13 protein-coding genes, 2 rRNA genes and 1 pseudogene are annotated in these 16,053 nt (G+C 37.8%); 6 read left to right on the top strand and 10 right to left on the bottom strand.

Annotated elements, in window-relative coordinates; genetic code table 11:
* The 6 genes from HX13_RS20210 to HX13_RS20195 form a co-directional block, all read left to right on the top strand.
* Window positions 1–312, top strand: a 23S ribosomal RNA gene (locus HX13_RS20210); the annotation flags it as partial.
* Window positions 313–494: 182 nt separating this feature from the next.
* Window positions 495–602: ribosomal RNA gene (gene rrf, locus HX13_RS20205) — 5S ribosomal RNA — on the top strand.
* Between the two features lie 641 nt (window positions 603–1,243).
* The gene (locus HX13_RS25045; protein WP_238555559.1) at window positions 1,244–2,383 is read left to right on the top strand and encodes a TonB-dependent receptor plug domain-containing protein; all 1,140 of its coding nucleotides are present in this window, start codon (window positions 1,244–1,246) and stop codon (window positions 2,381–2,383) included.
* Window positions 2,367–3,089 (top strand): TonB-dependent receptor, encoded by a 723-nt coding sequence (locus HX13_RS25040; protein WP_238555558.1) that lies wholly within the window; start codon window positions 2,367–2,369, stop codon window positions 3,087–3,089. Before HX13_RS25045 ends, HX13_RS25040 begins: the two co-directional genes overlap by 17 nt.
* Before the next feature lie 37 nt (window positions 3,090–3,126).
* Complete coding sequence (locus tag HX13_RS25035; protein ID WP_238555557.1) at window positions 3,127–4,086, top strand: hypothetical protein; 960 nt, start codon at window positions 3,127–3,129, stop codon at window positions 4,084–4,086.
* Between the two features lie 17 nt (window positions 4,087–4,103).
* A complete protein-coding gene (locus HX13_RS20195) occupies window positions 4,104–5,999 on the top strand; it encodes a SusD/RagB family nutrient-binding outer membrane lipoprotein (RefSeq protein WP_128572532.1) in 1,896 nt (631 codons plus the stop codon).
* Window positions 6,000–6,107: 108 nt separating this feature from the next.
* Here the strand turns inward: HX13_RS20195 and HX13_RS20190 are convergent, their stop codons facing one another.
* From HX13_RS20190 to HX13_RS20155, 10 genes and pseudogenes are all read right to left on the bottom strand, one after another.
* On the bottom strand, window positions 6,108–6,677 hold the full coding sequence (locus HX13_RS20190) for a hypothetical protein (protein ID WP_050022543.1): 570 nt from the start codon (window positions 6,675–6,677) through the stop codon (window positions 6,108–6,110).
* Between the two features lie 7 nt (window positions 6,678–6,684).
* The gene (locus tag HX13_RS20185; RefSeq protein ID WP_050022542.1) at window positions 6,685–7,206 is read right to left on the bottom strand and encodes a hypothetical protein; all 522 of its coding nucleotides are present in this window, start codon (window positions 7,204–7,206) and stop codon (window positions 6,685–6,687) included.
* Window positions 7,207–7,209: 3 nt separating this feature from the next.
* Window positions 7,210–9,954 (bottom strand): hypothetical protein, encoded by a 2,745-nt coding sequence (locus HX13_RS20180; RefSeq protein ID WP_050022541.1) that lies wholly within the window; start codon window positions 9,952–9,954, stop codon window positions 7,210–7,212.
* Complete coding sequence (locus HX13_RS20175; RefSeq protein ID WP_238555556.1) at window positions 9,947–10,711, bottom strand: WxL protein host-binding domain-containing protein; 765 nt, start codon at window positions 10,709–10,711, stop codon at window positions 9,947–9,949. The genes HX13_RS20180 and HX13_RS20175 overlap by 8 nt, the downstream gene beginning before the upstream one ends.
* A gap of 139 nt (window positions 10,712–10,850) precedes the next feature.
* Window positions 10,851–11,429 carry a hypothetical protein gene (locus tag HX13_RS20170; RefSeq protein WP_050022540.1) on the bottom strand — a complete coding sequence of 193 codons (579 nt, stop codon included), beginning with the start codon at window positions 11,427–11,429 and terminating at the stop codon, window positions 10,851–10,853.
* 196 nt (window positions 11,430–11,625) lie between these two features.
* Window positions 11,626–12,288: a phospholipase domain-containing protein gene (locus tag HX13_RS25030; protein WP_238555555.1), complete on the bottom strand. Its 663-nt coding sequence runs from the start codon at window positions 12,286–12,288 to the stop codon at window positions 11,626–11,628.
* Window positions 12,275–12,847: an alkaline phosphatase family protein gene (locus HX13_RS25025; RefSeq protein ID WP_238555554.1), complete on the bottom strand. Its 573-nt coding sequence runs from the start codon at window positions 12,845–12,847 to the stop codon at window positions 12,275–12,277. The genes HX13_RS25030 and HX13_RS25025 overlap by 14 nt, the downstream gene beginning before the upstream one ends.
* 97 nt (window positions 12,848–12,944) lie before the next feature.
* Window positions 12,945–13,970: an alkaline phosphatase family protein gene (locus HX13_RS25020; protein WP_238555553.1), complete on the bottom strand. Its 1,026-nt coding sequence runs from the start codon at window positions 13,968–13,970 to the stop codon at window positions 12,945–12,947.
* A gap of 82 nt (window positions 13,971–14,052) precedes the next feature.
* The gene (locus tag HX13_RS20160) at window positions 14,053–15,528 is read right to left on the bottom strand and encodes a SusD/RagB family nutrient-binding outer membrane lipoprotein (RefSeq protein WP_050022539.1); all 1,476 of its coding nucleotides are present in this window, start codon (window positions 15,526–15,528) and stop codon (window positions 14,053–14,055) included.
* Window positions 15,529–15,540: 12 nt separating this feature from the next.
* A pseudogene (locus HX13_RS20155) lies at window positions 15,541–16,053 on the bottom strand (SusC/RagA family TonB-linked outer membrane protein); the annotation flags it as partial.

Genomic DNA, 16,053 nt, shown 5'->3' with positions numbered 1-16,053 from the left:
GCGAGCTGGGTTCAGAACGTCGTGAGACAGTTCGGTCTCTATCTATTGCGGGCGTTAGATGTTTGAGAGGGCTTGATTCTAGTACGAGAGGACCGAATTGAACAAACCTCTGGTGTATCAGTTGTACCGCCAGGTGCACCGCTGAGTAGCTACGTTTGGAAGAGATAAGCACTGAAAGCATATAAGTGCGAAACTCGCCTCAAGATGAGACATCTTTTAAGGGTCGTTGTAGATGACAACGTTGATAGGCTATAGGTGTAAAGGCAGTAATGTCATAGCCGAGTAGTACTAATTACCCGTAGATTTATAGCCTATGGTTGCTATAAAATTATCATATTAAACATATAATAAATGACAAGTACTTTATGCGCAGTAAAGGTTTTGTCTTTGTGAGAGTTTTTATCGCTTAAAAACCGCAAATGGCAGTAAGCAGTTAGCGATTGGCAAAAAAGCCAAAAGCCAGCAGCAAATAGCCAGATGCTATATACCTTCTTTAGGGTGGTTTTAGCGGTGGGGCTCACCTGTTCCCATTCCGAACACAGAAGTTAAGCCCACCAGCGCCGATGGTACTGCTAACGCGGGAGAGTAGGCCGCCGCCAGTTTTTATTTTATTTTAAAAGTCTCATACAGTAATGTGTGAGACTTTTTTTGTTATAGACCCATCCCATCTATATTATATCTATCCCACGTCTATGTACCTGGAACTACCCCTCACTTATACAGGGTGAAGAGTGAAATGATAGATAACAGATAATAGATCCAGGATAGCGTATAGGTTTTGGCTAAAGCCTGTGGAATTTTATGGTTTTTATTGAGCACGGGCTAAAGCCCGTGCCTATTGAATAGTGATTTTTATTCCAATGGTAATAATCCATATGTCAGTTTAGCTAGAGTTGATATTCTCTTGGGTCTTTAATTACTTTGCTATTCTATGTCTAAGGTTATCCTATCTTTGTCCATTTTTTCTTCCGAGCATTATTTTTCTACTGTTTGATGATGCTTTTTTGTATTTTAGAGGTATCCGTTTTTTTATAAAACAAAATAATTAAGGTTGAGTTTTTTTTTAGTTAACTCTCGAAGTATCAGCATTGTTTTTGTTAATTTTTTTTTAATTGTTTATGACTTACTTCTGAATAGCATCAAAATATTATATTTGTGTTAAATCGGAATGTATATTTATGAACAGAACAATAATTAAGATCGGGCTTCTCCCATCTCTATTTTTTTTGTCTTAATGGAATGTATGCACAGACTAAGGATTCTATTAAAACATCAAAAAATTGATGAAGTTGTGGTAACAGCTTATGGGGTTAAAAAAGAAAAGAAAGCATTAGGTTATTCTTTTCAGGACGTAAAAGGACAGGCTCTTGTAGATGCCAAGGAAACCAATGTGACAAATGCTTTAACCGGTAAGGTTGCAGGGCTTCAGGTAATAAAAGGAGGTTTTGGACCAGCATCATCGTCAAAAATAAATTTAAGGGGGTTCAATTCTTTTAAAGGAGATAATCAGCCTCTTATTGTTGTGGATGGTGTTCCATTAAGTAATAGTCTGGGTTCTAAACCTAAACAGAATGATGGCTATTTTAATAATGATTTCTGGAATCCGGATCTGGATATGGGAAATGGTCTGGGGGATATCAATGCGGAGGATATCGAAACCATCTCTGTTCTTAAAGGTGGAGCTGCTTCTGCATTATATGGTTCAAGAGGAGGAAATGGTGTTATCCTGATTACTACAAAAACAGGAAAGAAAAGAGGAGGGCTAGGAATTACATATTCTACGAGTTTGGGCTTTGAGACTATTTTTATGAAGCCTGAGATGCAGAAGAGTTTTGGTCTTGGATTAAATGGGGCGCCGAATCTTCCTAATAGTGATAATTCCAGTTCATGGGGGCCCTCAATTGAAATGTCAGGAAAACAAAGATATGATAACCTGGATAATTTTTTTAAAACAGGGATCAATTCTCAGCATACTTTGAGTTTCCAGGAAAATTTAGGAGAAGGGACCAGTCTATATACATCAGCCAATTATTTAAATGATAATAGCCAGATTCCGAATTCAAGATTTGAGAGATTCAATTTTATGGCTAAAATGAATTCTACTTTTGGTGCTAACAAAAGATGGACATCGGAAGTGAAGGCTCAATATATAAGTACAAAGGCAAAAAACAGACCGTCAGGAGGTAAAGGGAATGGAAATTATTATGCAGATATTCTTCAGATGCCACAGGATATTGATATAAGGGATTATCGTGAAGGACAAACCCAGAATAATGTAAAATCCCGATGGATCACCCCTAATGGTATAAACCCTTACTGGTCTGCGTATAATAGTCTTAACGCCGATAAAAAAAGACCGCTTTCTATTGAACGGCTATCTTAAATATCAGTTTAATGACTGGTTAAGTGCTGATGTAAGATTGGGAACTGATTTTTATGCTTTGAATGCAGACGCTAAGGTATGGACTGGATCTTCACGCAATAATGCCTATGCTACAAGTGAGGAAAAATTCTACGAAAATAATTATATTGCCAGTATTACAGCTAAAAAAGATAATCTTTTCGGAAAGTGGGGCGGTTCGGTTTCTGTATATGGACAAATGATGGAAAGTAGAACGAAGGCACTTTATTTTAGTACTCAAAGCCTTATTGTTCCCAATGTATTTAGCGTAGTGAATACAAAAGATCTTGCCGGAATTGCTAATAATGAAGTAGACTTCTGGAAAAAGATTAATTCTGTATTTGCCGCAGCAGAAATTAATTATGACGGTTATTGGTTTATCAATGCAACAGCCAGAAATGACTGGTCATCTACGTTAACGATTGAAAACAGATCATATTTTTATCCATCAATAAGTACATCGTTGGTGGTGACAGAAATGCTGAGCAAACTGAATGGAACGACTTCTAAAGTTTTAACTTTTGCCAAGCTTCGTGCAGCTTATGCCATTACAGGAAATTCTTTAAATCCTTACGAATTATACAATACCTATAAATTGGCAGCAGATCCTAATGGACAGGCTGTATTGGGTAGAAAAAAGATTCTATATAATTCCAATTTGCATGCAGAGAAACTAAAAAACTTTTGAAGTAGGAGCAGACCTTAAATTTTTCAACAGGGTTTCTTTGGATGTAAGTTATTTCAGAAATAACGCTACTGGTCAGTTAATAGATTTACCTATGAATCCGCTTTCGGGCTATGAAGCTAAGAAAATAAGTTCAGGTGGACTTCGTAACAGTGGTATTGAGGTGGTCTTAAATACAGATGTTTTCAAGAAAGATAATTTTGTCTGGAATGTAAATGCCAATTTTTCAAAACTTAAAAGTACTATTGACAAAATAGATGGGGAAGTATTAAAGTACCCTTTATCAGGTTTTGATAATGTTACTTTTTTTGCAGAAGTAGGCAGACCTTTCGGAGCGATTTATGGAACCAAATTCCTAAGAGTGGAAGATCCTGGAAGCCCTTATTTCGGGAAGCTTATTGTGGGTGAAAACGGCTTGCCACAATCAACAGCTGAACAGTATTATCTGGGGGATCAGAATCCGAGGGCTTTATTTGGGTTTACTAACAGCTTTGTCTACAAAAACTTCGGATTATCTTTCCTTATCGATGGGCGCATTGGCGGTAAGTTCTATTCATCTACACAATCTGCACTGCAAAAAGCAGGTCTTGCTGCAGATACAGCTCCGGGAGGAAGACGTGATAATTTTGTTCTGGATGCTGTAGTACAACAAAACGGTACCTATACTTCCAATACAAAAGAAGTGACACAACAGGATTATTGGGCAGCTGTAACGGCAGGTAACCTGGGAATTACAGAACAGAATATTTATGATGCTACCAATATCAGATTAAGAAATATTCAGGTATCATATAGTTTCCCTAAGAGTATTTTCCAAAAACTGGCTTTACAAAGTGCTAAAGTTTCGTTTACAGCTAATAATGTCTGGATGATTTACAGCAAGTCAAAAGGAATAGATCCCGAATCTGTATTTGCAATCAATTCTAATGCTGTAGGATTTGAAAACCTGGCATTTCCTACAACAAGATCCTATCTATTCACTGTGACATTAGGTTTTTAAACATTAAAAATAACATCATGAAAAAATATATTTTATCATTCATAGTATTGGCGACCGTTTGTACATCATGTAATGATTTTGAAGACATTAATAATGACCCTTTCTCAGTAGATATTAATAAAGCGGAGCCAGAATATTTTTTGAATAATTCTATCTTAGGGGCACAGCAGGATCCTAATATTGCAGAACGGGTTTTTGTTCTTTATTGGAAGACAGCTGCAAGGCAACATCTGACCACAGGAATTGCCGGAGGAACCTATGATGATTCTTATACTGTGGAATACTGGAAAGGAATTTCCGAATGGCTGAATAATGCCAACGCAACAATAGAGATTGCCAACGAGAAAAAAGCACTTGGGCAGGGAAAGGCCCATTATGATAATCTTATCCAGGTAGCCAGAATCTGGAGGGCTTACCTGATGAGTGAGTTTTCTGATAATTTCGGTCCTCAGCCTATTCAGGCATTCAAGGGAGTAAACCCGGGTTTTAATTCTGAGAAAGAAGTATATTATTTTATTCTGGACGAGCTGAAAGATGCTGTTGCTAAAATGAAAGTCGATCAGCCGGGACCGGACAATCCTAATGCTTTTGACAGAGTATATGGCTTTAAATGGGGACAATGGGTAAAATATGCCAATTCCATGCGTATGAGAATGGCAATGAGAATCTCAGAAGTAGACCCCGGAAAAGCAAAAGCTGAATTTGAAGATGCCGCTAATTCTAACATGTTGATTACAACAAGTACCGATAACTTTACCGTTAAAGAAGATACAGGCTGGAATCCTTTGTCCGGAGTAATGTCAAGAGAATGGAATTCTCAGATTTTATCTGCAACGCTTAACAATATATATATTGGATTGGGCGGGATTAGCTCTACAGATCAATTACCAGCAGCTCAGCATACAGCAGTAAAATCTCCGGATTATATTGGGATAAAATATGAAGAGCAGTTTACTACTCTGACTAATGACCCGAGTGCAGGATATTGGCTGGATGGATTACCAAATAAAATTGATCCGAGAGCCTATAAGACCTTTTACATTCCTGGAGACTTTGATAGTCCTGTTTATTCTTTATATCCAACTTATACCAACCAAGCTAAAACCAATTACGGCTTTTTAACCTATGCCAATAATAAAAAAGACAGTATTAATGCAGTAAACACCTGGAATGCTTATACGATTGGTAACTGGGGTGTAAAAGGTCAGAGAAACGGATTGAGAAACGTAGTAGGATGTATGCCGGCACTAGGAAAACAATATAGGGAAGGTAAAAATTCCAGGATATTCTTTGCAAGCTGGGAAACGTATTTCTTAATGGCAGAGGCTGCACTAAAAGGCTGGTCTGTTCCTATGAGCGATGAAGCTGCTTATAATAAAGGAATTCAGGATAGCTTTGCCTATAACGGAGTATCCCAGTTTTATACCCAATATATTACATCAACAGATTATAACCGGGACGGAACTTCTGTTTCCTATACACATACTATAGAACCGGGACCAAGTCATACTATGAAATACAAAGATCCTGTTACAGGAAATATGATTTCCGTAGATATCAAATATCCTGTTAATACGATTTATAAGAATGGTTCGGTTAAAAATGATAAATTAACGAAAATCATCACTCAAAAATATATTGCCAATATGCCTTGGCTTCCGTTGGAATCTTGGAGTGACCATAGAAGACTAGGGTTACCATTCTTTGAAAACCCGGCGATTGAAACACCATTAGTGAATCTTCCTAATCTGAATTCAGGAAATTATATGACGAATTCTATTCAGAATTTCCCTCAGAGATTGAGGTATCCAAGTACATTCCGAAATACGGATCAGCCTGGATATGAGAAAGCGGTTCAATTGTTAGGAGGACAAGATGCCGTATTAACTCCTCTTTGGTGGGCAAAGCATTAATTTAAAAATAAATAAATCCTTTTCAATTTTGGAAAGGATTTATTTTTTGGAAAGCTAAATATAATATTGCTTATTATTTTTTTAACTCCATTTTTATTATCCAGTGTATCAATTTGCCACTACTGTGAAAACGATCCGTGCACTATATGTGGTGGCAGGAATGGTAACAGAAACACCGGACAGCTGTAACAAAAGTCTGATCCCTGAAAAATTGATACTGTTTCCTAATCCTAAAAGCCCGGAAAAAGTGATCGTTAAAAGTGTTACATCTGTTGCTTGTAGTATAGGTATGTAATTAACATCTCCTCCATTAATGCTGGCAGAACATGCAACACAAAGTCCGGTAATGGAAGTAGTGCCACCGCTTCTTTTAGCAGAAAGTCCCAAAGAATTGTTCCAGGCGTTGGTTGTATAATGCATTGTAATTTTTGCACCTGAACTTGAAAGAAGTTTGATAAAAGAATCCGGTAACGAACCGGACAATGTTATTTGATTGTTTAAAGTATTATTATAGATCCCTGTGTAATTGGTGCCTGCTTCCGTAATGGAAGGTATGCCTGCAGCCCAGTTCCCGGAGACTGTCACCGTTTGGGCTTGCAGCCAACTGCTGATTATTAAAAGAATACTATATATATACTTTTTTATGAAGATCTTTGTGAGAAAGCTGCTCGTTTTCATATTCAATTTATTCTGTGATGGTATAGACAATTGTGACAGCAGTATTAGTCTGGGCTCCTAAATTGGAATAAACACCAGGGACCACGGAAATCGTAAGTTGATGCCCATTATTGGCTCCACTTCCTGTGTAAGCACCTCCAATACCGTTTATAATTGTAATAGGTGTTGTAGAAAGTGTGACTTGTGCTGATGGTGTTCCCAAGATGCCTCCGCCAGCCCCGGAAGCAGCGGCTGCCTGTAGTCTTATACTGATCCCCTGAATTACGGTATTAACAGCAGCGGTAATTCTTCTGGAAAGACCTCCTGGAGCAATAGCAGAAGTATAATTGATCCATTTTGATGTATTGGGAGTAGGATTGACAAGAGCATTTCCGGCTTCAGTAGGAGCTGTAAAGTTTAAGCTAATATTTCCTGCAGGTTCTATATCCATTAAAGTTACAACAGGTAAGGTAAAAGTAACAGTAGCCTGAGAATACAATAAACCGAAGAAAATAAAAGATGCTAGTAATAAGGCACGTTTCAGAATCATTTCTTATTTTTTTATTTCATTATATCCTACTTTTAAGGATTCTTGTTGGTATTTAATTTCTATCTGTTGTTTAACGATATGAATGTTTAATTTCTTTATTTCTGCAGGTTGTAAGGTAAACTGGAATCTGTCGGTGGAAATTTTATATCGCTTATCCAGACCGTTTCGATAAATTTTAACCGTCCAATCACCGGGACTGAGATAAGTAAAATCAAAATCATCTCCTATAAAACAGATTTTACGATAAGTCTGATCATTACTGGTTGCTTCTACAACAATACTCTCCCTTTTCCTTCTCTCTGTTTTAGCCGGTAAAGCTTCTATACCCGTTTGATTGTTTTCTTTTTCCAGCAATTGAATATGCCCTTCTATCTTTGCCGCCGTAGTTAAGCCGAAGTTAAAAGTATTTTCTTTATTTACAAGAGCAAGTGCTGTAGGAAAAGGAACAGTGGGAATATCATCAATCCCCGTGGTTGACCGGTCTATTTCCAGGAAATAATTGCCGGGAATTACATTTTTAAAAATGTAATTCCCTTCCTTGTCAGTAACGGACAAATAGCTGCCCAACATTAATCTTATCCCTTCTGTTCTTTTGATTCCCAGATTACGGATATTTCCAGATAAAGAAACATATTCTGCAATTTTCTGTACCGGAACATGAGGGCGCCAGGTATATCGTATTGAGAATATAAAATCTTTATCCCCCATCTGCCCCCGCTGTAATGAATATCTGCCTGAAAAATCAAGCTCGTTTCCCGGAAATAGCTGCTGATGAAATAACAACTCGAATAAGTTTCTGTCCTTAAAATATTCTTCCGGAATATAATTGTTCTGGTAGAAAATACTCAAGTTTGTTTTATCAGAAAAACGGCTGGAAAGTCTGGCTCCATAGTACAACTGTTTTTGATTTTGCAGCTTATATCTGGAAGTAATCGCATAACTTCCAAAGAGGTTGAAAGAAGTCCTGAACTTTTCAAAGGAAAGATTAGCCGAATAGAAACTAGAATTACCATTACACTCGCTCAGATAATTATCTGTTTTTCCAAACTGCCCTTCAAAATTAACCTGAAATATTCCGATCCGCTGATTGATGCTCACTCTGAAAAAGCGCTCATAATAATCAAATTGTCTAGGCTCCAGTCTATCCTGGTATTTCTGATATCCGTTATTAAGTATGACAGACCCATTGGGCAGGTATTGATACTGAATTCCATATTGAAAATACTTTCTGTAAGGAGCTGCCAGGAATAAGGTATCCCTTTGGAAATTTCTGGCATCTTGCATATAATTCGCAAGAATACTTATCTTCCCGGAAAATCTATACTGAAGATTTCCACTAAATGTACTGGTATTGGTAAAATACCCTGCAAACTCAGGAGTTGCTTTCATATATAATAAATTTCCGGTAACTTTTTCAAAATTGATATCAGCCTGCATCATATAAGCTGCTCCTTCTTTTTTTTTCATTCTGCTGTAAGAAAATTCCCCGGAGAGATTAATGTTTTTTGAAACCTTAAATTTACCTTTAGTATAGGGAAGGTGGGTTTCAGAGTCTAGCCCCATATTGCCAGATTTGAAAGCTTCTTTCTCAGGAATCTTGTAGAAGTATCCTACAGTAACTTCAGATTCTTTACGGATTTTAAATGCTGAATAAAAGTTTAATTCATCCCTGATATCTTTGAAAAAACGAGGATGATTATAAAAGCCTCCCAGACTTATTTTATTAAAATCATACCGGATTTCTGCGCCACGACCATATCTGGCAAACTCAGTCAGGTAAGAAGAAGAATAAGTTTTGTCACCTAAATGAACAAAGAAATTATCCCGCCTGTAATTCACAAAATATTCTTCATATTGAGTAAAAGTGTTCAGTTCAACAGGATTGTGTGTAGCAGCCCGGAACTCAATCTGATTTTTATTTTCTTTATCCAGTGTCCCTTTGCCATAAAATTCACCCTGAAAACCATCATGATATACTCCCATATTCTTCATCCCGATAAAAGATAATGAAGCTGCTATGGGAAGGCGGTGATAAATATCAATGCTGGTGGGTTTTACAGAAATAACCTGGGTACTTATGTAAACACTTTGGATTTCCTTAGGATTGTCTTTTGAATAAGCAGAAAGATTCAGGTTCTGAAATTCATTTTGACCGACTTCAGAAAGGGTTGGTTTGTGAATATTAATAATTTTTGACTCATTGGGGGCTAACAGAATTGAGGCATCATGATCGACAATTGCATTTTTACTTTCAAGAACAATATTTTCTGCTACATTTCCATTATTTTTTAAAAGAAATGAAGCATGGATGGTTTCCCCTGCCCTTATAAACTCCGGTGAATCCAATGCAGTAAGGGAAAGTTTTCTGTTACCTGAAACTTTAATGGATGAAACTTTTGTAAAAGATATTCCGTTCAAACGGTCAGTAATATTTAATGTAACAGAATAGTCACCCTGTGGCGTTTCTGCTGCAATGCGCACAGGAACAAGATATAAGGATGTTTCCTGTGAAGCTATCTGAAACTCATCTTTTGCAAGAATAGGTCTGATAAGAGGATTTGAAGTAACTACTGAAATGTCGTATGTTTTATGTTCTGACGATCCGTTTACCAGCATAAAAGAGATAGAAGTGGTCATCCCCGGCCTTAAACTGTCTTTTTTACTGGCTAATCTGTTTGACTGCTGCTGAGAAAAGGCAAATAGCGGGAACAATAATACAATAATAAATAATGTCCAGGTTCTAACCATTTTTTACTTCTAATTCCACATTGAGCGCAAAAGCATTCTCATCTTCGTCAGTAGCTATGACAGTAGCTTTGTATTGAGCTGGAGGTACTTTACTGATATCAATGTAGAATGTTTTAGAGGTAGAAGGGAGTAAGCCCATTGTTAAACTAGAAAAAGTCCCTATTTTTTCTCCTGTTTTACGGTTATAAATTTCAATGGACGCTGTTGGTTTACAATAAAGGTTTCCGTTATTGGTTATCGCAATTTTTACAGTCTTCTTACCTTGTTCTTTTTCTACTTTGATACTTTCAAATGTAAGATCAGGTTTAGCCTTTTCCGTATCATAATCTGTGATGATCTGAATGGCATATCTTATAACGGAAGTAATGCTTACTCCGGACTGTTTGTCATTGGGTTTTATATTATCTACCGGTTCTACTATGATTACACTCCAATAGCTGCCAGGATCTTTTATCTGATCAGGAACATTGATCTCATAGAATACTTCTGTTTTTTCTTTTGCCTTCAGAGTTACTAAATTCGTATTGAGCTTAATCCAGCCGCCGTTGGTTTTTTTATTGGTATGTAACGCTGTATAATTGATAGTCCCATCAGAATGATAAGTGAAATCCTGTAAAAATAACTTTACATTTTGCGGGGTGTTACCTGTGTTTTCGATAGCCACTTTTCCTTTGTACACTTTTCCGTTTTCTATTTTATACGAATGCGTAAGACCATTGAGAACCACAATACTGGCATGTAAAAGGCTGAATTGCAAAATCAAAGTGATTAAAAAGAGAATACGCTTAGTGATCATAATAAATTTGAAATTAAAAAATTGAGAATAATACAAAAGCAGGAAGAAACTGAAATACAATTTCTTCTTGTTTGAAATACAGAACTGATTGGCTTAAACCCTAGTTGTCTGATATGGTGTAAGTAACAGTAGCTACTGCAGTGGCTGTTGCCTGTAGATCTGCATAGGCAGCTACACCACCAGGCCCGCTTCCTGCAGCAAGAGCATAAGTGAGATTATGACCATTATTGGCACCGTTTCCTGTGTAAGCACTTCCGATACCTGAAATAATAGTTTGGTCTGCAGCACTTAGTGTTAATAATCCTGCAGAAGTCCCTAAAGTTCCTGCGCCGGAGCCGGTAGCAGCCGCTGCGGTTACCTGAATATCAATCCCCGGAATGATGGCATTAAGCTTTACACTCACGTTACGGGTAGGATCTGCAACAGATTTAACCGATGAATAATTAAGCCATAATGTGTTGTTGGCTGCACTCGCTACGATAGGGTTCCCGGCTTCTGTAGGTGCTGTAAATCCTAATGTAATATTTTTCGTAGCCGCGGGTTCAATATCAACCAGGGCGACTTCAGGGATGGAAATTGTGATGGTATGGTTATCCGTATTCGTATCCTGGGCATATAGATTCCCTGATATGGCAGCAGTAAATAAAGATAAAGCAACAGTTAATTTTAATATTTTCATGACACTGATAATTAGTTAAGTGAATATAATAAAATTCACTATACCGTAGAAATAATATATAACTTTTTTTTATATCACTGCTTTTTCTATTAAAGTAATTAAATATCATTGAAAAATAATATAATTCGTTTGAGTGTTATTATAAAAAATCCTGCACATAAGCTGTACAGGATTTTTAGAATAATTGTTGAATTTATTAAGCCCAGTGCGGGTCAGATACAGAAACCTTGCCCGTTTCTATCCTTCCTGCAAAATGCCACTGATGGTCATTCAGGTTTACCTTTATATCATACCATCCTTTGTATTGATTAAGATCGAAAACTATTCTTTCTTCCTGTTTTTGTAAAGAAATCACTCTTTTTGTTTTCCCATAAAGGTCTTCCAGCACTAAAGAATTCTTCTTTTTATTGTTTTTGATAATCAATTCGACCTGACTTTTTGAAATATGATTGACTAAAGTAACTTCCAATTCCGGGCTTGAATCTCCTTTAAACTTCCGGAAAAAACCATTAGGTCCATAGACCTCATAATCATAAGCTCCGGAATGTACCGAATGGGATAATTCCTGTTTTGAATACAGGGCATAAGAGAAGTAATAATCATTACTGTTGAATTGTGTCCTGTCATAAACCAACAGAGGAACTCCTTTCTCTTTTAAATTAGTCATTTTGATGCCTTCCCTCTCCAGATTGACCTGGAAATTGTAAGGAAGCGGATTGGAAGGTTTTAATCCTCTTTCCTGAATCTCAAGTAAATGATCATTGAGCTCGTTTTCAGAATACCATTTTAAATCAGGGACAGGCTTGTTTCTGGCCGCGTTGATGGTCTTGGCATAATCTTTCTGATTAAGGTAATCCATCTGAGGTGCTTTTACATGAGAAGAATTGAACGCAGAAGTAAGATCTCCGCATACGGCTCTTCTCCAGTCGCTGATATTGTCTACGTGAACATTTTTTGTTGAGTTTCTTCATGATGAATTTCTCCAGGAACTGCAACACGGAAGTATGATCCGATACTTCAGAATTTACAAATCCGCCTTTTGTCCACGGGGAAGCAATGATCATGGGAACCCTGTAGCCAAGTCCTACAGTTCCTTCAACTTTTTCATAGCTTTTCAAAGAAGGATCAGACATGTATTCCTGGGACTGATCTACATACTCCACGCCTTCTTTACCGTTCATATCTACCGGCTGGCTTGGATTCACAGGAGGTGCGAATGGCAGTACGTGATCAAAATAACCGTCATTTTCATCATAATTGATGATAAAGATTGTCTTCTTCCAGGTTTCAGGATCCTGGGTAAGAATATTTAAAACCTCTGAAATGTACCATGCCCCATACCATGGAGATCCGGGATGATCAGAAAAATGCTCGGGAGCTACAAGCCAGGACACCAGAGGAAGTTTTTTTTCTTTCACATCTTTCCGGAACTGAAACAGAACATCCCCTTCCGGAACGACCAGCCTTTCACCGGTTTCATCCTTGCCGATTTCAAGTTTCCAGTAGTTGGGATCGTTAACGTTTGGTGGTAAAAGCCTTTTCGTGCAGATTTTTCTCTTCCCGGGAAAGTTTTGAATAATTATCCGGATGGTATTTTATCTGATCTTCCTGCAGTCCGGCAATCATAGCTTCCAGTCTTTCTTTCTGCTTAGGATCTTTTTCAATCTCCTGTTTCAGGTGAGCAATAATATTAGGGATATTCTGATGGTAGCCCTTGGAAAATTTAACATTAAACCTTGAAAACCATTCAATAGGATTGTCGGTGAAATTACTCAGCCATGCTTCCTGTTCTCCGGACATTCCTTTTGGAAGACTGATTTCATTCTGGTAAATACGCCATGAAACATTTTGCTGTTCTAAAATTTCAGGAAAACATTTCCATTTTGCCTGTCTGGCTGTATCATAATCAATATTTTCATTAACCACGTTGGCTTTTACCTTGCCATATTGCTGTTCTCTTAAGGTTCCGGACCAAAGGAATAATCTGTTGGGTGTGGTTCCTGTCAGGGAAGAACAGAAATATTGGTCAAATATTGTAAATGCATCTGCCAGCTGATAATAGAAGGGAAGGTCTTCACGGTTATAATGCCCTAGCGTCAGCGGAATATCTTTATAATCTTTATTGCCTGAAGCTTTGGCCTGAAGCCATTGATCAAATTTTCCTTTATTCAGTGCTTTTTGCTGGTCTGCCCATGAATGAGGCAATGAGCTCATCCATGTGGATTTTGTATTTCTTAGGTCCAGGCGTGCTGGGGATGCATATTTTCCGTTATCCCCTTTCTGGAAAAAAACGGAATGGCCATCCTGCTTGATAAAAGCCCTTTGATCCAGAAATCCTCTCACTCCTTTAAGAGCTCCGAAGGCATGATCAAATGAACGGTTTTCCTGCATAAGGATCACTACATGCTCCGCGTCATAAAAAGTAGATTGGGCGGCCGGTTCAATTGATAAAGCTTTTAAAATAGAAGGATGCAGTATACCTGACGTTCCCAGCCCGGCAAGTAAAAGGCTTGATTTTTCTAAAAATTCTCTTCTGTCCATAATTCAATCGTAATAAGAAAGAAACCGCAAGTTAATAGGATTTTCCTGCGATTTCTTTGTTTATATAAAAATAATCAGAATTTTACTGTAACCACCAGGGCTTTGCATTAATATTGTCATTGCCTCCATACTGGGCAGCCAATGCCGCTTTCACATTGGAACCGTTATAGTTGTACTCAGATTGCGGATATCTGAACCTGAACGGCGCCGAAACGCCATTTTGCAGCGGATAATCAGGGAAACCTGTTCTTAAATAGTCATAATAAGACGTCCACTGGGACTGATGGAACATAGTCATGTATTTCTGGGTAATGATTCTTTCCAGCTGAACCTGTAACGGAGCTGAGTTGTCATACATAACCAATGGAGTCGTCAGATACTGATTTACATCAAACCCTGCAAAGTACTGTCCCGGGTTTTTTACATAGGTCTGATAGAAACTAAAGCTGGCCCTGATGGCATTATCATAATGGGCTTTTGCAGATCCGGGAATCCATCCTCTTGCTGTTGCTTCTGCCAGAATAAATTCTAACTCAGGGTAGCTTAATATGGACGATGGCTCATTGGTCGGATCCTTGTAAAAACGGTCGTTTACCTTGGAAATGTTTTTAGCGGTAATCAATGCTGCGTTATCAGAATACGATGAGATGGGATTTCCGCCGTTATATGCTGTAAAATCTGTGATTGCTTTTCCCGCTTCTTTTGCTCCCGTAGTCTGGGCAGCGAATGTAAACAGGCGGGGATCTTTTCTTTCTTTAAACAGATTGATAAAATAATCAGCCATGTATAAACTGGATCCGTATCCGCTGTTGTTAAACATTGTGTACCGGCTGTCGGCAGCATCTGCAAATTTAAGTTCGCCATTATCTGTAATGGAAGTCATTAAAGGCTGGCTTCCGGCAATAGCAGCAAATTCTGAAGCAATAGTATAACTTCCTACTGTGCTTTTTCTGGATAAGGTCATTAAAATTTTCAGCCGAAAGGAGTTGATAAGCTTTTTCCACTTTGAAGCATCACCATTGTAGATAATATCACCCTCAATTTTATCGTTGCTATTGATAAGATCATTAGCTTCTTTAAGTTCAGATAAAATACCGGACATGATGGCTTCCTGGCTGTCATATTTAGGTTGGGTAATTCCGGATTCTCCTTTTACGGCTTCAGAATAAGGAGCGCTTCCCACCTTTAAGCTGATATTGAAAAACTGATATGCCCTTAGAAATTTACCAATGGCAATATAATTTTTATTATTGATCTTTTCAGCTTCCTGCATCATTTTTACCGTATTCAACAGTCCTTTGGTATAGACTTCAAAGGAAGCATCATTCCACTTCATGTACTGATATATATTTTCACCGTCCGTACCGATCATCATTCTTGAGGCATACATATTATCACCATTTACCTGAAAAGTATTCATGGAAACATAGGTTAAAAGTGATCGCGGATGGATGCTTGACTGGTCGTTAGGGTTTTCATTAATTTTATCAAGATTGGATTCACATGAAGTAAACGTGAAAGCTCCTATAACGATCAATGATTTTATAATATTTTTCATTTGAAATGCTGTTTAAAATTTAAGATTAAAACCAATCCCGAACCATCTGCTTGAAGGATCCTGAATATCATTCCCGGAGCCGATTTTAGACTGATCTTTACTGTCGTTTCCGGTTCCTATTTTAAAATCGGGATCAGAATACAGGTTTTTGGATTTTTTCCACATCGCAAGGTTGTATCCTGAAAGGTTTACAGTAAAGTTTTTTACAAATCCCCGTGGGTTAAGCAGATAAGAGAAATCATATTCAAGGATTACCGACCTTAGCTTTACGAAGGTCCGGTCAAACACATTGGCAAACTCTTCACTTTCAGCCTCGGTTACCCGCGCCTGATAAGGATAGTTTTGCGCCCAATCCTGGAAGCTGGCTTTGGTATGAGGAGTATATGTTCCTGTTGCAGGATTATAATTAACTCCATCGGGAACGAAATAATAAGTTCCCGGGTTAGCATATTCAAGATCCCTGTAGGCTACAGAATTAGGGTGTTTTCCTCCCCACCACATTTTTTCAACTACCTGAGATCTCAT

The sequence above is a fragment of the Chryseobacterium sp. P1-3 genome (genome assembly GCF_000738495.1).
Lineage (GTDB): Bacteria > Bacteroidota > Bacteroidia > Flavobacteriales > Weeksellaceae > Chryseobacterium > Chryseobacterium gallinarum.
This window is presented reverse-complemented; position numbering and strand designations above follow the sequence as displayed.